The following is a 17,747-nucleotide window of genomic DNA, read 5'->3' on the forward strand; positions in this document are numbered from 1 at the left end:
AGGAGTTTTCCGTTTCGACTGCGCCGGAAGTGGGGCGAATTATAGACCTCTGGAATCTGCCGTCAACCGTTAATTTCGCTTTTCTTGCAGATTCTGCTTTTTACCCAGCAAACGCGGGATTCGCCTCGTCACCGGCGGTAGACGAAGCAACAAAAGCACGCCACCTATAAAGGCATAAATCGTCCACTCCTCCAGATCGGCTCGCACAATCCACAGCATATGCAGCAACCCCAGTCCCAGGATCACGTACACCAGCCGATGCAGCTTCTTCCAGCGAGTACCCAAACGACGCTGACTATAACGATTGGACGTTAACGCCAATATCAGCAATCCGAGGAAGCCCAGCGCACCGACAATAATGTACGGCCGCTTGCGCAGCTCAACGCCCAACTGTGACCAGTCGAACCCGAGGATAAACGCCATATAGCTGAACAGATGCAGCGTCACATAAGCAAAACACCAAAGCCCTAACTGTCGGCGCACTGCAATCCACCCCGCCCAGCCGCTCAGCTTTTGCAACGGCGTCATGCTCAGCGTAATCAACAGCAACACCAGCGTGCCAAGCCCGAGACGATCAACCAGCACCTTGCCCGGATCAGGCCCGAGCAGATCGGCGAACGCTTGATAGAACCACAGCAATGGCCACACCGCCGCAGCAATGAAAACGCCCACTCGCCAGAACGGATAGCGCATCAGTAGTTCTTCCGCAGATCGAGCCCTGTATATAAAGAAGCGACTTCATCCGAGTAGCCGTTGAACATCTGCGTATCGCGCACATTCGGCTTGAACAGACTGTTTGGCAGGCGCCGCTCGCGCGCCTGGGTCCAGCGCGGATGATCGACGGTAGGATTCACATTCGCATAGAAGCCATACTCGTCGGCAGCAATGCTTTGCCAGGTAGTCTTCGGCTGCTCGCTGACCAGACTGATGCGCACAATGGACTTCACGCTTTTAAAGCCGTACTTCCACGGCACCACCAGACGCAAAGGTGCGCCGTTCTGGTTCGGCAGTTCGCGGCCATACATGCCCACCGCCAAGATCGCCAAAGGATTCATCGCCTCATCGAGACGCAAGCCTTCGACATACGGCCAGTCGATCAAGGCAAAACCGGAACGCTGGCCGGACATGCTCTTGGGATCTTGCAGGGTTTCGAAGCGGATGTACTTGGCCTTGGAAGTCGGCTCGACCTGCTTGAGCAAGGCCGAGATGGGAAAGCCGATCCAGGGAATGACCATCGACCACGCCTCGACGCAACGCAGACGATAGATACGTTCCTCCAATTGATACGGTTTCATGAAGTCTTCCAGCGCATAACGCCCCGGCTTACCCACCTCCCCGTCAATCACCACGCTCCAGGGTTCGGTTTTCAGGTCGCCAGCGTTCCTCGCCGGATCGCCCTTGCCGGTACCGAACTCATAAAAGTTGTTGTAGTTCGTCGCGTCTTTATAAGGCGTGATCGCCTCGTCCTTGACGTTGACCGCCCCCCATTGAGTAAAAGGAAGCTTTTCGGCAAACCAGGCCGGAGCCTTGCCGGATTCGACATCAGAGTAGCGAGGGGCATCAGTTGCACTGGCCCAGCGCGGCAGGCTGCTCACGGCAATACCGGCAGCAGTGGCGCCGAGCAATTGGCGGCGGGAGAGATAAATGGCTTCAGGCGTGACATCCGACTCATGGCAGTCGGATGCTTTGGGGATCTTGATCAACATGACAACTCCGCAGCTTTGGAGGACAGGTGCACCCATAGACTGCGGAGTATGCGGGAAATTACATCACTCGGCGTTTTTGTGACGACGAAGACGCAACAGATATTGCACCGGACCGGACGCCGCATAGGCGAGGAATACCAGCAGCAGAATGCGCGGCGGATCACTGAACACGACAGCGAATACCAACACCACCGCAAGGATCGCCACGAACGGCACGCGCCCTTTCAGATCCAGCTCCTTGAAGCTGTTGTACTTGATGTTGCTGACCATCAGCATGCCGGCCGCCGCCACCATCAGCGCCACGAGGAACGACATTTTCGAACCCTGAATGCCGTAATCACTGAACGCCCAGACAATGCCGGCCACTACACCTGCCGCCGCCGGGCTGGCCAGACCAATGAAGTAGCGTTTGTCCGCCGTGCCGACCTGGGTGTTGAAACGCGCCAGACGCAATGCCGCACCCGCGACATAAATGAAGGCGACCATCCAGCCGACCTTGCCCATGTCGCCCAATGCCCAACCGAAGGCCAACAACGCCGGCGCGACACCGAACGCGACCATGTCCGACAGCGAGTCGTACTCGGCGCCGAAGGCACTTTGCGTATTGGTCATGCGCGCCACGCGACCATCGAGGCCGTCGAGCACCATCGCGACGAAGATCGCGATCGCGGCGAAGGCGAAGTACTTGCTCGCATTCACCGAGTCGCCGGCGCTCAATGCGGCCTGGGCGCTCATCGAGTTGATGATGGAATAAAAGCCTGCGAACAGGTTGGCAGTGGTGAACAGGTTCGGCAGCAGATAGATACCACGATGCCGGACTTTACGACCTTCAGCGTCGTGCCCTTCTTCGATATGTTCATCGATGGGCAGCAGGCTTTCGGCGTCGGAAGCCTTGTTCGGCTCTTCGGGACGTTCGCTCATGGACATTACCTTGCAACGGTTTGGAAAAAATTCGACAGAAGCTTGAGGACGACAGTTCGGCCACAAACGATGCAGCTTTATACCAGAAGCACCGGCCCAAACGAAAAAACGCGGCCGAGGCCGCGTTTTTCGTACAAGGGACGACGACTCAGTTCTTGGCTTTGTCGACGATCTTGTTGGCACCGATCCACGGCATCATGGAGCGCAGTTGCTCGCCGATGATTTCGATACCGTGAGCGGCGTTGTTACGACGCTTGGCGGTCATCGAAGGGTAGCCGGTTGCGCCTTCGCTGATGAACATTTTGGCGTATTCGCCGTCCTGAATACGTTTCAGGGCGTTGCGCATGGCCTGACGGGATTCGGCGTTGATCACTTCCGGGCCAGTCACGTACTCGCCGTACTCGGCGTTGTTGGAGATCGAGTAGTTCATGTTGGCGATACCGCCTTCGTACATGAGGTCAACGATCAGCTTCAGTTCGTGCAGGCACTCGAAGTAGGCCATTTCCGGCGCGTAGCCAGCTTCAACCAGAGTTTCGAAACCGGCTTTTACCAGTTCAACGGTACCGCCGCACAGAACGGCTTGTTCGCCGAACAGGTCGGTTTCGGTCTCGTCCTTGAAGGTGGTTTCGATGATGCCGGTACGACCGCCACCGACGCCAGCGGCGTAGGACAGCGCAACGTTCTTGGCGTTGCCCGAGGCGTCCTGGTAGATCGCGATCAGGTCAGGGATACCGCCGCCTTTGACGAACTCGGAACGCACGGTGTGGCCCGGGGCTTTCGGCGCGATCATGATCACGTCGAGGTCGGCACGCGGAACAACCTGGTTGTAGTGAATCGCAAAGCCGTGGGAGAAGGCCAGGGTGGCGCCTTTCTTGATGTTCGGCTCGATTTCGTTCTTGTACAGCGAGGACTGGAACTCGTCCGGGGTCAGGATCATGACCAGGTCGGCAGCGGCAACAGCGGAAGCAACGTCGGTCACTTTCAGGCCGTGAGCTTCGGCTTTGGCAACGGTGGCCGAACCTTTACGCAGACCGACGGTAACGTCGACACCGGAGTCTTTCAGGTTGCACGCTTGAGCGTGGCCCTGGGAGCCGTAACCGATGATGGCAACTTTCTTGCCCTGGATGATCGACAGGTCGCAGTCTTTATCGTAGAAAACTTTCATGAATTTCCCCTTATATCCGGCCGTTCAGGCCATGCGCTAATTTGGTTTAGATGCTGAGTACTTTGTCGCCGCGAGCAATACCGGTCACGCCGCTGCGGACGGTTTCCAGAATCGATGCGGTGCCGATGGACTGAATGAAGCTGTCGAGCTTGTCGCTGGTACCGGTCAACTGAACGGTATACACGCTGGCGCTGACATCCACGATCTGTCCACGGTAGATATCGGTGGTGCGTTTGATCTCGGCGCGCTGGGCGCCAGTGGCCTTGACCTTGACCAGCATCAGTTCACGCTCGATGTGAGCGCTTTCCGACAGGTCCACCAGCTTGACCACTTCGATCAGCTTGTTCAGGTTTTTGGTGATCTGCTCGATCACTTCGTCGTGGCCCACGGTGGTCAGCGTCAGACGCGACAGGGTCGGGTCTTCGGTCGGGGCCACGGTCAGGCTTTCGATGTTGTAGTTGCGCTGCGAGAACAGGCCGACTACGCGAGACAGAGCGCCGGGTTCGTTTTCCAGAAGCAGGGAAATAATGTGCCGCATGATTAAGTACGCTCCGTCTTGCTCAGCCACATATCGCGCATGGAGCCGTCTTTGATCTGCATCGGGTAGACGTGCTCGCTGGTGTCGACCGCAACATCGATGATCACCAGGCGATCCTTCATGGCAAACGCTTCGGCCATCTTCGACTTCAAATCTTTCGATTCGGTGATGCGTACGCCAACGTGGCCGTAGGCTTCAGCCAGCTTGATGAAGTCGGGCAGCGATTCCATGTAGGAGTGCGAGTGACGGCTGCCGTAGCTCATGTCCTGCCACTGTCGAACCATGCCCAGCACACCGTTGTTGAGGATGACGATCTTCACCGGCAAGCCGTATTGCAGGCAGGTCGACAGCTCCTGGATGTTCATCTGGATACTGCCTTCGCCGGTGACGCAGGCAACGTCGTCGTCCGGGAAGCTCAGTTTGATGCCCATCGCGGCTGGCAGACCGAAGCCCATCGTGCCCAGGCCACCGGAGTTGATCCAGCGGTTCGGCTTGTTGAACGTGTAGTACTGCGCGGCAAACATCTGGTGCTGACCCACGTCGGAGGTCACAAAGGCGTCGCCCTTGGTCACTTCGCAGAGGGTTTCGATCACGGTCTGCGGCTTGATCTGGCTGCCGTCGCCCTTTTCATAAGGGAACAGGCCGCGATCACCGCGCCATTCATCCACCTGCTTCCACCAGCTGGCTACGGACTCCTTGTTCGGGGTCTCGCCGATTTCCTTGAGAATCGCGACCATTTCGGTCAGGACGCTCTCGACCGGACCCACGATCGGCACGTCGGCCTTGATGGTCTTGGAAATCGACGCCGGGTCGATGTCGATATGGATGATCTTGGCGTTCGGGCAGAATTTCGCCGGGCCGTTGATCACGCGATCGTCGAAGCGTGCGCCCACTGCGAGGATCACGTCGGCATGGTGCATCGCCAGGTTGGCGGTGTAGCTGCCGTGCATACCCAGCATGCCGATGAACTGACGGTCAGTGCCTGGGAAAGCGCCCAGACCCATCAACGTGTTGGTCACCGGCAGGTTGAGCATTTTCGCCAGTTCGGTCAGTTGCGCGGAGCCATTGCCGAGAATCACGCCGCCGCCGGAGTACAGCACCGGGCGCTTGGCCGCCAACAACATTTCGGCTGCTTTGCGGATCTGCCCGGAGTGACCGCGAACGGCCGGGCTGTAGGAGCGCAGCTTGGCTTTTTTCGGAAAAACGTATTCGAACTTTTCGGCCGGGTTGGTCATGTCTTTCGGGATGTCGACAACGACCGGGCCCGGACGACCGGATTGCGCCAGGTAGAAGGCCTTCTTCATGACTTCCGGGATTTCCGAAGCGTGCTTGATCATGAAGCTGTGCTTCACGATCGGCCGGGAGATACCGATCATGTCGGTTTCCTGGAACGCGTCGGTGCCGACCATGGTGCTTGGCACCTGACCGGAAATGATCACCATCGGAATCGAGTCCATATAGGCGGTGGCGATACCGGTGATGGCGTTTGTGGCGCCTGGACCGGAAGTCACCAATACCACGCCGGCTTTACCGGTGGCACGGGCGTAGCCGTCAGCCATATGGGTCGCCGCTTGTTCGTGACGAACCAGGATGTGGGTCACTTCCGGTTCTTTGAACAGGGCATCGTAAACATGCAGGAGAGCACCACCCGGGTACCCGTAGATATATTTGACGCCTTCGTCACGCAAAAAGCGGACGAGCATCTCACCGCCAGATAAAAGCTCCACGTTGTTCACCTCTAAAACGCCAGAATACCGTCCACAAAAAAGGGGCGGGTCTTAATAGGTTTACTTCTCGGCAGAGCATGAGCGACGGTGGTCGCCGACTACGTCAGCACTGACTGAGCAAGTATTGGGATCGTCCCAAGTGTTGCGGGCCTTTCCCACCCAGCGCGAGGTAACGCGTTGCGGGTGTAACAGGTCGGCGCGGATGTGCGCCTCATGATCTACCGAGTGGGTCTGCTTCTGGCAGTCCCTCTACAGCGGACTTTGGATTCTTCTGTTTCGCCCTCTGCAAGTCAAGTCGTCTGTGTGGTTAATTGTGGGTAAGCACATGAGAACGCAAGAAAAAACCTGAAAAGCGCTACTCTGTTAGCGTCAATTGCGCATTTTTGCCAAGGAATCAGCATGCGAACGCTCCTCCTCACTCTACTGATTGGCCTCAGCCCATGGTGCTCGGCCGCTCAAATCTACAAATGGGTCGATGCCCAAGGTGTCACGCATTTCGATGCACAGCCGCCGCAGGGCCAACCGTCCACGACCCTGCAGAGGCCCTCCTCGCCCACTCCGAAAGCGGCGCCGATGCCGGGCGGCGGCGTACTTGGCGATCAGAAAGCCATTGATGCCAAGGTGAAGAAACAGGTCGCCGAGCAGCAGGCGCAGCTCAAGGCGTTTTGCGAGCAGGCGCGCACAAACCTGGCGCAACTGCAGAACAATCCGCGTTTGCGTGAGGAGGTCGAGGGGGATGTGCGCAGGCTCGACGATACACAGCGTCAGGAACGCATCGTCGAAGCGCAGAAGCAGATTGCCGAGAACTGCTCGTAGGCACGCTGCCGGATCTGTGTGAGAGCTGTTTAGGAGCTGACGAGTGCAACGAGGCTGCGACTTTTGATCTTGCTCTTCAACAGCAAAATCAAAAGATCGCAGCCTTCGGCAGCTCCTACACAACCGCGCTCAGCGGGATGCAGTGATCAGCAGGTCGAACTCTTTGAGCAGTACCTGCAACTGACGATCCTTGCCGCCAAGGTTGCGCTGGGCGAAGACCATTTCCGCCATTTCCTGAATACCCGAGGCGTTCGGCAAGGGCAGATCCTGTTCGAGGATCATCTTCATGCGCGGCAGGAAGATCCATTGCAGCCATTGCTCGAAGTCCAGCGTGTCGACCGAAAACGGCTCGACACTGCTTAGCGCTTCGGCGGACGGCTCAACCTCATCCCACCAGCCCTGTGTGCGCAGCTCGCGTTCGATCAACAACAGCTGATCGGCGATTTTCGGGAAACGCACGTCCATCACAGGGAAACCTTGGCCTTCTGACGGGCCAGCGCAGCACCGGCGGAATCGCCTTGTTTCTCACGGGACTGAGCGATGATTTCCCACAGGCTGGCTTGCAGGTCCGGACGACCGTTGGCCATGGTCAGCGCACGACGGGCAAATTGCTCGGCTTGCGGCGCATCGCCCTGGGCCATGCGCACCTGCGCCAGACGGTAAAGCACTTGTGGCTCACGGGGGGCGACACGTTGCGCCCGCTCCAGGCTGGAAGAGGCACCGTTGAGGTCGCCGCCGGCCTGCTGCTGTTGCGCAGTGGTCAGCAAGGCGAGTACCGGGCCGTCCAGTTGCTCATCCGCCGAAAGACCGCCGCCACTGCTGGCCGAAGGAATGCCACTCGGCGTCGATGGCATGCTGTAGCTGCCGGAGTTGATCGGTGCCGACTCAACCGACGATGGGTTGTAAGGCCCCGACGTGATGCCGCCGGATGCCGGGCCCGGGACGATTGGCGAAGAGCTGATCGGTGTCGACACCGCCGCACCGCCGCCCGGCACCATCACCACTACGCCGGTATCGCCTTGCGGAATCGCCTGAGTCTGGCCCTGCGCCGGGCGCTTGACCGTGGTCTGGCGGAAACCGCCATTGGCGCCGATGCGTTCGCTGTTGGACACGGCCGTGCCCGAATCCACCACGGGAATCGAACCACGCTGTACGGTGGAGCAGCCGCTGAGCAAAGCCACGGCGGTCACCGCTGGAATCAACCACTTGTTCACTTGAAACCCTCTTTGCTTAATTCATCCAGCCCTTGACCCAGTCCATCACCGATTCCGGCGAGGCAGGTGTTTCGCTTGCACACGCGGCGCCGGGTGGCGGTTCGCTGCCGCGAATATACGGCATCTGTACCGCGCCGGGGCAGTTGGCATCCGAACCCTGGCCGGTGCGCGAATCGACCCAGGCCTGCACGACGTTGTCCGGCTGCGGCATGTCCAGCGGCAGCGGATCGGCCTTGCGCATGAAACTGGTCCAGACCTGCAACGCACCGGTGGCGCCGGTGAACGGCGTCTTGCCGTTGTCGTCGCGGCCGAGCCAGACCACCGCCAGCAGATCCTGACTGAAACCGGCAAACCAGCTGTCGCGCGAATCGTTACTGGTACCGGTCTTGCCCGCCAGTGTCAGGGTCTTGGGCAGCACGTTATAAACCGAACTGCCGGTACCTTCACGCATCACCCGCTGCATGGCGTTCTGGATCAGGTAGATCGAGGCCGGGTCGAAACGCTGTTCGATCTGGAACGGATAGCGCTTGAGCGGCTCGCCCTCGGCGGTCAATACGCTGCGAATGCCGCGCATCGGCGTATTGAAGCCGCCGTTGGCCAGCGTCTGGTACATGGTCGCCACTTCGATCGGCGTCATGCCGCCAGCGCCCAGCAGCATCGACGGGAACGCCGGGAATTCGCGGGTAACGCCCAGGCGCCCCACGGTCTTGAGCACATTCGGCACACCGACTTCCAGGCCCAGACGCGAGGTCGACAGGTTGTAGGAATGCGCCAGGCCCTGGTAGAGGAAAACCGTACCGTGGGAGCGACGATCGTAGTTCTGCGGCTTCCACACCTGACCGTTGGCGCCCTTGACCGACAGCGGATCGTCCGACAGCCAACTGGTCAGCGTGTACTGGCTCGGCTTCTCGAGCGCGGTCAGGTACACCGCCGGTTTGATCAAAGAACCAATCGGGCGCACCGCATCCAGGGCACGGTTGAACCCGGCGTAGCTGGCCTGACGACTGCCAATCATCGCCTGGACTTCGCCGGTTTCCGGGTTGGTCACGACCATCGCCGCTTCGACGTCATCCGCGCCCTTGCGCCCGGCCAGACGCTTGAACGTGTCGTTGACCGAGGCTTCGGCTTTCATCTGCAGAATCGGGTCGAAACTGGTGAAGATGCGCAGGCCTTCTTCGGTCAAGTCTTCGTCGCGGTAATCTTCGCGCAACTGACGTTTGACCAGGTCGATAAAGCCCGGGAACGAGCTGTCGGCGAGCTTGCCGCGAGTCGTCACACCGAGCGGCATTTTCTTCGCTGCTTCGACCTGTTCGGCGGTGGCCACGCCTTGCTGCTCAAGCACATCGAGCACCAGGTTGCGCCGCTCCAGCGCGCGCTCGGGGTTGCGGCGCGGGTTGTAGTAGGACGGCCCCTTGACCATGCCGACCAGCATCGCCACCTGATGCAGTTTCAGCTCGGACAATGGCTGGCCGAAGAAGAACTGGCTGGCCAGACCGAAACCGTGCACCGCACGCTGACCGTCCTGGCCGACAAAGACTTCGTTGAGGTAGGCCTCAAGGATTTCCTTCTTGTCGTAGTGCAGCTCGAGCAGCAACGCCATCATCGCTTCGGTGAGCTTGCGGGTCAGGCTGCGTTCGCTGGTCAGGTAGAAGTTCTTCACCAACTGCTGGGTCAGCGTACTGCCGCCCTGGGTCATCTTGCCGCCGGAGGTGTTGATCCACACGGCGCGGGCGATCGATTTCGGCGACACGCCCCAGTGGCTGTAGAAGTCGCGGTCTTCCACAGCGATCAGGGTTTCGAGCAGGTAAGGCGGCACCTGATCAAGTTTGATCAGGATGCGGTCTTCAAGATTTTTCGGGTAAATGCCGCCGATCATCAGCGGCTCGAGGCGCACCACCGACAGCTTCGAGCCGTTGGTCGCGGAGAGTTCGGCGACGTAATCGCCGGAGAAGCGCACGCGCACTGGCTGCGGCTTTTCCAGACCTTCATAGAACTGGAAGCCACGGGTGTTCAGGTCAACCGTATTGCCGCTGACGGCTGCGGCGCCGGGGCCGTTGCTCACGGCTTCGCGGCGATAGCCGAGGGCATCGAGTTCGGTGAGGAAATCGTCCTTGCTGAGCTTCTGTCCGACGAACAGCTCGAGCGGGCGCGCGTACACCTTGGCCGGGATGGTCCAGCGCTTGCCGGAGAACTTCTCCTGCACCACGGCATCGAGGTAAACGGCGAAGCCGGCCAGCACTACAAGGCCGACCAGGCTGAGTTTAATGGCCCAGCTCAACCATGGGCTGAGGCCCTTGGCTGGTGGTTTTTTCTTGGTACGGGGGGATCGGGATCGAGTCATGGCGGCGGATTATACGCACTTTATCGATCGTCAACAGGCACGCGCGGAGGTTTGCGTCAGGCGGGCAAGCAGCCATAATGGCCGCCTCGAATTCCCCCGTCTCTGAAGGATCGCCCGTGAGCCAGTCCCTGATCGCTGCCCTGCAAAACCCGGCCCTCTACCCGCATCCCGTCGAAGGGTTTCAGGTCATCGAAACCCACATTTCGTGGGTGATTCTCACCGGCCCCTTTGCCTATAAAGTGAAGAAGCCGGTGAATTTCGGCTTCCTCGACTTCACCAGCCTCGACGCACGTGCGCATTTCTGCGCTGAAGAGCTGCGTCTGAACCAGCGTCTGACCGCTGATTTGTATCTGGACGTGTTGCCAATCACCGGCAGCATCGAGGCACCGCAATTGGGCGGCGACGGCCCGGCTATCGAATACGTGCTGAAAATGCGCCAGTTCCCGCAGAGCGGCTTGCTCAGCACGCTGCAAGCCAATGGCGAGCTGACCACTCAGCACATCGATGCGCTGGCCGAGCAGATCGCGCATTTCCATATCAATGCACCGAAAGTCCCGGCCGAACACGACGCTGGCACTCCGGACAGCGTGATGGCGCCAGTTTCGCAAAACTTCGAGCAGATTCTGCCATTCCTCAGCGACAAGAACGATTTGCTGCAACTCGAGGCACTCAAAGCCTGGGCCGAGAGCAGCTTCGAACGCCTCAAGCCGTTGTTCGCCGCGCGCAAGGCCCAAGGCTTCACCCGCGAGTGCCACGGCGACATCCATCTGGGCAACGCCACGGTCATCGACGGCAATGTGGTGATCTTCGACTGCATCGAGTTCAACGAGCCGTTCCGTTTCACTGACGTCTGGGCCGACACCGGTTTCCTCGCCATGGACCTGGAAGACCGTGGCCTGAAATCGCTCGCGCGTCGCCTCATCAGCCAGTACTTGGAACTGACCGGCGACTATCAGGGCCTGGAAGTGCTGAACTTCTATAAAGCCTACCGCGCGCTGGTGCGGGCCAAAGTTGCGCTGTTCAGCATGCCGGCAGATGCGACTGCAGTGCAGCGCGCCACCACCCTGCGCCAGTACCGCAACTACGCCAACCTGGCGGAAAGCTACAGCACCATTCCTTCGCGCTTCATGGCCATTACCCACGGTGTTTCCGCCGTCGGCAAGAGTCATGTGGCCATGCGCCTGGTCGAAGCGCTGGGCGCGATTCGCCTGCGTTCCGATGTCGAGCGCAAGCGCCTGTTCGGTGAGCAGACCGTTGCCAACGATGTGCAGGCCGGCATTTACAGCGCCGATGCCAACACCGCGACCTACGCGCGCCTGCATGAAATCGCCGAGGTGATCCTGCACGCCGGCTTCCCGGTGGTGATCGACGCGACTTACCTCAAACGCGAGCAGCGCGACAACGCGGCGAAGATTGCCGAAGCCACCGGCACGCCGTTCCTGATCCTCGACTGCAACGCCCCGCAAGCCGTGATCGAGAGCTGGCTGGCGATACGTCAGGCCGATCAGAAGGATCCTTCCGATGCCACCCTCGCCGTGATCGAAGCGCAGCAGGCGAATCGCGAAGCGCTGACGCCGGAAGAAATCCTCCGTAGCAAACGCGTGCAGACCAATGAATCCGGCACGCTGGACACCGTGGTCGCGCAGATCCGTCAGCGCCTGCCGGGTCTGTAAAAAACTATTTCGGCCGTGAAGCCCTCGCTCGCTTCACGGCCGGCAAATAGTGGCACTATACTGGCGTCATAAAACCAACAGGTGATCTGACATGAGCCAGCCAAAACTGCTCGACACTCCGCTTTACGCCCTGCTGCACAAAGATGACATCGCAGGCTTCAACAAGGAACGCCCACAGGATGGCCCGATCGACATGGTCGGCGGCGATTTCCGTGGTCTCGATCTGCGTGAACTGAATGCCGATAACGTGGATTTCCGCGATGCGTACTTCCGCTCCGCCGATCTGCGCGGCATCGACTTCCGCAAGGCATCGCTCGAAGGCGCCAGCCTGGCCCATGCGCAGATTTCCGGGGCGTACTTTCCGCCGGAGCTGAGTGCTGACGAGATTCTGATGTCGATGAATTTCGGCACGCGGCTGCGCTATCGCACCCGCTGAAACCTGGAGATCTTCCTGACACCACGCCTTTCCCCTGTGGGAGCGAGCCTGCTCGCGAAGGCGTAGTGTCAGTGGGTATCGATTGTGTCTGATACGCCCTCTTCGCGAGCAGGCTCGCTCCCACATTGTTAACCGCCTAACTCGCTTCCTTCTGCGTTCGCAGGCCTTTTCCCCCCTTTCTTAGAAGCTTTTGCGTCGAATCCGACCAAACAATCACGCTTTTCCTACTGATGGCTACACTGCTGAGAAGCTCGCCCACGCACCATTCGGCCGTCGCAAGGAGGCTTGATGAATGATGAACTGCAACACCTGAAAAATCTTGGCAAGACATCGGCGCAATGGCTGCATGCCGTGGGCATCCACAGCGCCTCGGACTTGCGTCGCCTCGGTGCAGTGGACGCCTACCGGGCCGTGCGTACTCGGGGGTTTCGCGCATCGAAGGTGTTGTTGTATGCGATCGAGGGCGCGTTGATGGACGTGCACTGGAACGATATCCCCGCCGAGCGCAAGGACGCCTTGAACAAACAGCTCGAGGCCATTTCCGCGCGTCACAAGAACTGAACAGGCGCTGACGCCATGTATTTACTGGGGGAACAATCGGCCCACGCCGACGCATTGATCAATCGCTTGCAGAATCTTCCCGGGCAATGGCTGCAGGATTTGTCGCCATGCGCGTCGGTCATCGAGCTGGAGGCAACGGACGATCTGTTTGCACAGGTGCCGAGCGATCAGTTGTTTCTGCTGAGCGAGGGCGTGGTACATGGCTGCATCGCGGGCCGTGCGCTGTTCTACTGGCAGGAAGGTGATCTGCTCGGCCTGCAACGTGGCGAGCAATGGAGCGACTGCCGCATTTGCAGCGACAGCGCTGTGCGCCTGGTGCCCTATGGGCGCGCTGAGGTTTTGCAGCATTTGTATGCCGATCCTGATCGATCGGAGCAGTTGCTGAGCTATCTGCTCGGGCAAATGGCGCTGCTCGCCCATGCCGTGGCCGAGTTGAAACCCCGGGAGTTTCGCAGCACCAACGGCTTCAAACGCGTTGAGGCGGGCGCCGTGCTGATTCAACAGGGCGATGCAGCGGATCATGTCTTCGTGATTATCGATGGGCATGCCGAGGCTTTTGTTGATGGGCACAAGGTCGGCGACGTGCCGAGGGACGAGATTTTCGGCGCCCTGGCGTTGTTCACCGGCGAGCCGCGCAACGCCACGGTAGTCACGTCAGAGCCGAGCACGGTGATGTTGATTCCCGGTGATCAGTTTTTGAGCATGACCCGCAGCAATCCGAAGATCGCCCACAGCCTGATTGAGGGCATGGCTCGACGCATCGGCCAGTTGAATCGGCAGATTACGCATTTGACGACGCATCGTATCTAGCGCAAACCCCTTAGTTTGCGTGGCCTCGAGATCATTCGAAAAACTAAATTACAGATTTGCAAAATCAGCGGTTGACGCGGTAATGAGAATCGCTATGATTATCACAACTGGTCGCGAGATCAGTCGATATTCTGAAAAGCCCTTGGTTCGGACTCTCAGATTATCTCCTCATCAGGCTAATCACGGTTATTTGACCCGGTTTTTTACCGGGTCTTTTTTTTGCCTGTGGAAAAGTCATTTGGCGAACTGTTGTCGCATCTGTTCGCAGTAATCCGGCTTCGGCGTGGCAGGCGTGTACCAGACGTAATCGGCCATCGCCGCCGTTACCACATCGCCCTGCTCGGCCAGCATCAATACGGTCGGCGCCCTGGTTGCGCCCAGATCGAGCAGATGCAGCGGCACGCCGACATCCTTTCGCGCATGCCAGGCACCGGCCAGCAGAATCGAAGGCATCGGCGCCGCCAGCATGCGTTCGGCCATTCGCCGATCACGCTGTTGCTGAATCGCCAGCATTGCCGGCATCTGTGATTCGGGCAGCAGGCCGCAGTGGGATTCACTGACTTGCCCAAGCAAAGTTTTTTTAACCGAAAGCGCATTGCTGCGCGCACCGTTCAGAGCCGGTGGATTGCGGTAAAACGCGCGGATTTCGCTGTCATCGAGATTGGCCGCCAGCAACGGATACGGTTGCGTCAGGGCGAAGCGCACGATCGGCCCGTAAAGATTCCAGTCCCAGCCCTCTTGCCAGGCCAATGCCGCGGGCAGGTCTGCCGGAACGGATTTCGACTGGCGCGCCGCATCGACTTTCGCTTGTTGATCCGGCGTGAGCATTTCCAGCAGCAGACTGCCTTGAGCCCGTTGCTCGCCGAGCGCCTGCAACAGCCACAACTGTGCGGCATGGTGATCGGCATTGTCGTGCTGCTCACCGATGATCAAACGCTCAGGCTCAGCCAGACGCGTCAGCAATTGCTGCGCCGTAAGTACCTCGCCGCTGCGCAGATCGCGGATATCAGCGCCCACCGGCGGAACCGCCACGTGCTGACACCCCGCGAGCAACACCAGCGCCAACAACCACAATCCACGCATGCGACACCTCGATGATTGATCAGCGGGCGATGATCAGCGGATGCCCACGCTCCGGGTGCGGCTGCACCAATACCTCCAGGCCGAACACTGCTTTGAGCGTATCCGGGCGCAGCACCTGCTGCGGAGTATCCAGCGCAACCGGGCGCCCCTCCTCCAGCAACAGCACGCGATCGCAATAACGCGCCGCCAGATTCAGATCATGCAGGATCACCAGTACCGCCGCGCCGCGATCGGCGAACTCGCGCACCGCCTGCAAGGTGGTGTGCTGATGCAGCGGATCGAGCATCGATGTCGGTTCGTCGAGCAACAAGGTTTGCCCGGCCTGACCCGGCCAGAGTTGCGCCAGCACCCGCGCCAGATGCACGCGCTGACGCTCGCCACCTGACAACGCCAGATAGCTGCGCCCACTCAGGTGCCCGGCATCGGCGGCGACCAGCGCTGCCGCGACGATTTCGTCATCACGTACGCGCCCGGTCTGGTACGGCAAACGGCCCATGCCGACGACCTCTTCCACGGCGAAGGCAAAGTCCAGCGTCGAAACCTGCGGCAACACCGCCAGTCGTTGTGCCCGCTGCGTTCCGCTCCAGTGGCTCAACGCCTGACCTTCGAGCGAGACATTGCCGTCACTGGCGGGCAACTCACCACACAATGCGCCAAGCAAAGTGCTTTTGCCGGCGCCGTTCGGTCCCAGCACGCCAAGCACTTGACCGGGTTCGAGCCTGAGCGTGACTCCACTAAGCACAGCTTTGCGGCCACGGCGGACATGCAGATCGCGCGCAGACAGCATCAGGCACGCCCTCGCAGCAGCAGATAAAGAAAGAACGGCGCGCCGATAAACGCAGTAACAATGCCGATCGGCAACTCCGCCGGCACCAGCGCCAGACGCGCCACCAGATCGGCGAGCAATAACAGGCTCGCACCGGCCAGCACCGAGGCTGGCAACAGAACTTTGTGATCCGGGCCGGCCAGCAGGCGCACCAGATGCGGCACCACCAGCCCGACAAAACCGATCATGCCCGCCGCCGCAACCGCCGCGCCAACGCCCAGCGCGGTGCAGAACACCAGTTCGCGCTTGAGCCGTTCGACATCGATGCCCAGATGACCGGCCTCGGATTCACCGAGCAACAAGGCATTCAATGCCTTGGCCCGACGCGGCAGCCACAGCGCCACGCCGATGGTGATGATCAGCAGTGGCCAAAGCCGCGCGTAACTGGCGCCGTTGAGGCTGCCCAGGTTCCAGAAGGTCAGGGTGCGCAGCGTGGCGTCATCGGCCAGGTAAGTGAACAGACCGACCGCCGAACTGGCCAGCGCCGTCAGCGCGATACCGGCCAGCAACATGGTCGCCACATGCGTCTGACCGTTGCGCCGGCCCAGCCGGTAGACCAACGCCGTCACCCCGAGCCCGCCAAGAAACGCACACACCGACAACAGATACGGCCCGAACCACTCCGGCAGGCCGCCGAATAACGAACCGCCGACAATCGCAATCGCCGCGCCAAGCGCCGCGCCACTGGACACCCCGACCAGCCCCGGATCGGCCAGCGGATTACGAAACAAGCCCTGCATTGCCACCCCCGACAGCGCCAGCACGCCGCCGACCGCCAAGCCGAGCAAGGTTCGCGGCAGGCGGATCTGGCCGAGAATCAGCTCGGCCTGCTCCAATCCTTGCGGCGCCAGCGGCACGCCGATCAGACGCAGCGCCGCGCGCAGGGTATCGAACAACGGCAGGCTCACCGGCCCCAATGCCAGCGACAGCCAGATCGCCAGCAGACACAGCAATGTCAGGCCGATAAACAAGCCGCGGGGTTTGACCAGTGTGGTCATTGGCCGCCCTTGGCCGGGTAGAAGCCGTCCGTCAGGGTTTGCAAAGCAGCCGGCAACCGTGGCCCGAGGCCGCCAACCAGCAGCGTCGGATCCAGCTCCATCACCCGCCCGCTCTTGGCCGCGCGGCTGGAATTGAGGATCGGATTTTCCTTGAACAACGCGGCTTTTGCCGCCTCGCCCGTCAACGCTCGGTCAGCGAACACCAGCACTTCGGGATCGAGGCTGGCGAGGGATTCGACAGAAAACGGTTTGTAGCCGGTATGCGTCGCAAGGTTGTGCCCGCCGGCTTGTTGCAGCAACCAATCGGCGGCGGTGTCCTTGCCGGCGATCAACGGCTTGCCGCCGGCATGCCCGAGCAACAGCAACACGCCGGGGGCTTTCTGCGTGGTCTGCACTTGGGCAACGCGCACTGTCTGAGCCTGGAGTTGCTGTTGATAACTCTGCAGTAGCTGCGCCGCCTGGTTTTGTGCGCCGAGCAAATGGCCCAGATGGGTGACATTCTTTTCCAGCGTCGGCAGATCCGGCTGCGCCGAGAACAACTCGACCTTGACCTTGGCCGCTTTGACTTGCGCCAGAACCGGCGGCGGTCCCATTTCTTCAGTACCTATCAGAATGTCCGGGCGCAGGCTCAAGATGCCTTCGGCCGACAGGCTGCGCTGATAACCGATACTCGGCAGCGCCTGCAACGATTCGGGATGTTGGCTGGTGGTGTCGACCCCGACCAGCTTCGACTCGCCGCCCAACGCGCTGACCCATTCCGACAGCGCACCGCCGGCGCTGACCCAGCGTTGCGGTAAATCCGCCGCGATCGTCTGATGGCTGAGAAAAAGACCGACGCACAGCACGACAACGCGGGTTTTCAGACGCATACAAAGCTTCCTTGAACAAGGTTTCCCGGGCATCGGCGCAGCGAGCCAAGTATCCTCGGCAAC

18 protein-coding genes are annotated in these 17,747 nt (G+C 60.2%); 5 read left to right on the forward strand and 13 right to left on the reverse strand.

Features of this window, described 5'->3' with window-relative positions; genetic code table 11:
* Positions 1–69: 69 nt before the first annotated feature.
* From msrQ to PspCFBP13508_RS20870, 6 genes are all read right to left on the reverse strand, one after another.
* A complete protein-coding gene (msrQ, locus tag PspCFBP13508_RS20845; RefSeq protein ID WP_137215579.1) occupies positions 70–693 on the reverse strand; it encodes a protein-methionine-sulfoxide reductase heme-binding subunit MsrQ in 624 nt (207 codons plus the stop codon).
* Positions 693–1,706, reverse strand: a complete 1,014-nt coding sequence (msrP, locus tag PspCFBP13508_RS20850; RefSeq protein ID WP_137215580.1) for a protein-methionine-sulfoxide reductase catalytic subunit MsrP — start codon at positions 1,704–1,706, stop codon at positions 693–695. Before msrP ends, msrQ begins: the two co-directional genes overlap by 1 nt.
* 63 nt (positions 1,707–1,769) lie before the next feature.
* Entirely contained in the window at positions 1,770–2,627 is an 858-nt protein-coding gene (gene pssA, locus PspCFBP13508_RS20855; RefSeq protein WP_016773182.1) for a CDP-diacylglycerol--serine O-phosphatidyltransferase, read from the reverse strand.
* Between the two features lie 148 nt (positions 2,628–2,775).
* Positions 2,776–3,792: a ketol-acid reductoisomerase gene (gene ilvC, locus PspCFBP13508_RS20860; protein ID WP_003228216.1), complete on the reverse strand. Its 1,017-nt coding sequence runs from the start codon at positions 3,790–3,792 to the stop codon at positions 2,776–2,778.
* Positions 3,793–3,838: 46 nt separating this feature from the next.
* A complete protein-coding gene (gene ilvN / locus PspCFBP13508_RS20865) occupies positions 3,839–4,330 on the reverse strand; it encodes an acetolactate synthase small subunit (RefSeq protein ID WP_003176102.1) in 492 nt (163 codons plus the stop codon).
* 2 nt (positions 4,331–4,332) lie between these two features.
* Positions 4,333–6,057 (reverse strand): acetolactate synthase 3 large subunit, encoded by a 1,725-nt coding sequence (locus PspCFBP13508_RS20870; RefSeq protein ID WP_065616944.1) that lies wholly within the window; start codon positions 6,055–6,057, stop codon positions 4,333–4,335.
* A gap of 399 nt (positions 6,058–6,456) precedes the next feature.
* On the opposite strand from PspCFBP13508_RS20870, the gene PspCFBP13508_RS20875 reads away from it, so the two are divergent.
* Positions 6,457–6,873, forward strand: coding sequence for a DUF4124 domain-containing protein (locus PspCFBP13508_RS20875; RefSeq protein ID WP_137215581.1), 417 nt, complete (start codon positions 6,457–6,459; stop codon positions 6,871–6,873).
* Positions 6,874–7,002: 129 nt separating this feature from the next.
* Here the strand turns inward: PspCFBP13508_RS20875 and PspCFBP13508_RS20880 are convergent, their stop codons facing one another.
* From PspCFBP13508_RS20880 to mrcB, 3 genes are read right to left on the reverse strand one after another with little or no spacing between them, the layout of a single operon-like run.
* Complete coding sequence (locus PspCFBP13508_RS20880) at positions 7,003–7,338, reverse strand: YqcC family protein (protein WP_016773180.1); 336 nt, start codon at positions 7,336–7,338, stop codon at positions 7,003–7,005.
* The gene (locus PspCFBP13508_RS20885) at positions 7,338–8,087 is read right to left on the reverse strand and encodes a hypothetical protein (protein WP_137215582.1); all 750 of its coding nucleotides are present in this window, start codon (positions 8,085–8,087) and stop codon (positions 7,338–7,340) included. Before PspCFBP13508_RS20885 ends, PspCFBP13508_RS20880 begins: the two co-directional genes overlap by 1 nt.
* Positions 8,088–8,103: 16 nt before the next feature.
* On the reverse strand, positions 8,104–10,428 hold the full coding sequence (gene mrcB, locus PspCFBP13508_RS20890; RefSeq protein ID WP_137215583.1) for a penicillin-binding protein 1B: 2,325 nt from the start codon (positions 10,426–10,428) through the stop codon (positions 8,104–8,106).
* 116 nt (positions 10,429–10,544) lie between these two features.
* Here mrcB and PspCFBP13508_RS20895 point away from each other — a divergent pair, with 116 nt between their 5' ends.
* The 4 genes from PspCFBP13508_RS20895 (at position 10,545) to PspCFBP13508_RS20910 (ending at position 13,908) form a co-directional block, all read left to right on the forward strand.
* On the forward strand, positions 10,545–12,101 hold the full coding sequence (locus PspCFBP13508_RS20895; protein WP_137215584.1) for a bifunctional aminoglycoside phosphotransferase/ATP-binding protein: 1,557 nt from the start codon (positions 10,545–10,547) through the stop codon (positions 12,099–12,101).
* 91 nt (positions 12,102–12,192) lie between these two features.
* A complete protein-coding gene (locus PspCFBP13508_RS20900; protein ID WP_137215585.1) occupies positions 12,193–12,537 on the forward strand; it encodes a pentapeptide repeat-containing protein in 345 nt (114 codons plus the stop codon).
* Between the two features lie 288 nt (positions 12,538–12,825).
* On the forward strand, positions 12,826–13,098 hold the full coding sequence (locus tag PspCFBP13508_RS20905) for a TfoX/Sxy family protein (RefSeq protein ID WP_016773175.1): 273 nt from the start codon (positions 12,826–12,828) through the stop codon (positions 13,096–13,098).
* A gap of 15 nt (positions 13,099–13,113) precedes the next feature.
* A complete protein-coding gene (locus tag PspCFBP13508_RS20910) occupies positions 13,114–13,908 on the forward strand; it encodes a Crp/Fnr family transcriptional regulator (protein ID WP_137215586.1) in 795 nt (264 codons plus the stop codon).
* Between the two features lie 234 nt (positions 13,909–14,142).
* On the opposite strand, the gene PspCFBP13508_RS20915 is transcribed toward PspCFBP13508_RS20910, so the two are convergent.
* From PspCFBP13508_RS20915 to PspCFBP13508_RS20930, 4 genes are read right to left on the reverse strand one after another with little or no spacing between them, the layout of a single operon-like run.
* Positions 14,143–14,991: a ChaN family lipoprotein gene (locus PspCFBP13508_RS20915; protein WP_137215587.1), complete on the reverse strand. Its 849-nt coding sequence runs from the start codon at positions 14,989–14,991 to the stop codon at positions 14,143–14,145.
* A 19-nt stretch (positions 14,992–15,010) separates the two neighbouring features.
* Positions 15,011–15,778, reverse strand: a complete 768-nt coding sequence (locus PspCFBP13508_RS20920; RefSeq protein ID WP_137215588.1) for a heme ABC transporter ATP-binding protein — start codon at positions 15,776–15,778, stop codon at positions 15,011–15,013.
* The gene (locus tag PspCFBP13508_RS20925; RefSeq protein ID WP_178084504.1) at positions 15,778–16,761 is read right to left on the reverse strand and encodes an iron ABC transporter permease; all 984 of its coding nucleotides are present in this window, start codon (positions 16,759–16,761) and stop codon (positions 15,778–15,780) included. The genes PspCFBP13508_RS20920 and PspCFBP13508_RS20925 overlap by 1 nt, the downstream gene beginning before the upstream one ends.
* 50 nt (positions 16,762–16,811) lie before the next feature.
* Complete coding sequence (locus PspCFBP13508_RS20930; RefSeq protein ID WP_137215590.1) at positions 16,812–17,684, reverse strand: ABC transporter substrate-binding protein; 873 nt, start codon at positions 17,682–17,684, stop codon at positions 16,812–16,814.
* Between the last annotated feature and the right edge of the window lie 63 nt (positions 17,685–17,747).

It is taken from the genome of Pseudomonas sp. CFBP13508 (assembly GCF_005233515.1).
GTDB lineage: Bacteria > Pseudomonadota > Gammaproteobacteria > Pseudomonadales > Pseudomonadaceae > Aquipseudomonas > Aquipseudomonas mercuritolerans.

Coding starts and splice junctions, on each gene's coding strand:
- msrQ (WP_137215579.1), bottom strand. CDS start 693: ATGCGCTATCCGTTCTGGCGAGTGGGCGTTTTCATTGCTGCGGCGGTG.
- msrP (WP_137215580.1), bottom strand. CDS start 1,706: ATGTTGATCAAGATCCCCAAAGCATCCGACTGCCATGAGTCGGATGTC.
- pssA (WP_016773182.1), bottom strand. CDS start 2,627: ATGAGCGAACGTCCCGAAGAGCCGAACAAGGCTTCCGACGCCGAAAGC.
- ilvC (WP_003228216.1), bottom strand. CDS start 3,792: ATGAAAGTTTTCTACGATAAAGACTGCGACCTGTCGATCATCCAGGGC.
- ilvN (WP_003176102.1), bottom strand. CDS start 4,330: ATGCGGCACATTATTTCCCTGCTTCTGGAAAACGAACCCGGCGCTCTG.
- PspCFBP13508_RS20875 (WP_137215581.1), top strand. CDS start 6,457: ATGCGAACGCTCCTCCTCACTCTACTGATTGGCCTCAGCCCATGGTGC.
- PspCFBP13508_RS20880 (WP_016773180.1), bottom strand. CDS start 7,338: ATGGACGTGCGTTTCCCGAAAATCGCCGATCAGCTGTTGTTGATCGAA.
- mrcB (WP_137215583.1), bottom strand. CDS start 10,428: ATGACTCGATCCCGATCCCCCCGTACCAAGAAAAAACCACCAGCCAAG.
- PspCFBP13508_RS20900 (WP_137215585.1), top strand. CDS start 12,193: ATGAGCCAGCCAAAACTGCTCGACACTCCGCTTTACGCCCTGCTGCAC.
- PspCFBP13508_RS20905 (WP_016773175.1), top strand. CDS start 12,826: ATGAATGATGAACTGCAACACCTGAAAAATCTTGGCAAGACATCGGCG.
- PspCFBP13508_RS20910 (WP_137215586.1), top strand. CDS start 13,114: ATGTATTTACTGGGGGAACAATCGGCCCACGCCGACGCATTGATCAAT.
- PspCFBP13508_RS20915 (WP_137215587.1), bottom strand. CDS start 14,991: ATGCGTGGATTGTGGTTGTTGGCGCTGGTGTTGCTCGCGGGGTGTCAG.
- PspCFBP13508_RS20920 (WP_137215588.1), bottom strand. CDS start 15,778: ATGCTGTCTGCGCGCGATCTGCATGTCCGCCGTGGCCGCAAAGCTGTG.
- PspCFBP13508_RS20930 (WP_137215590.1), bottom strand. CDS start 17,684: ATGCGTCTGAAAACCCGCGTTGTCGTGCTGTGCGTCGGTCTTTTTCTC.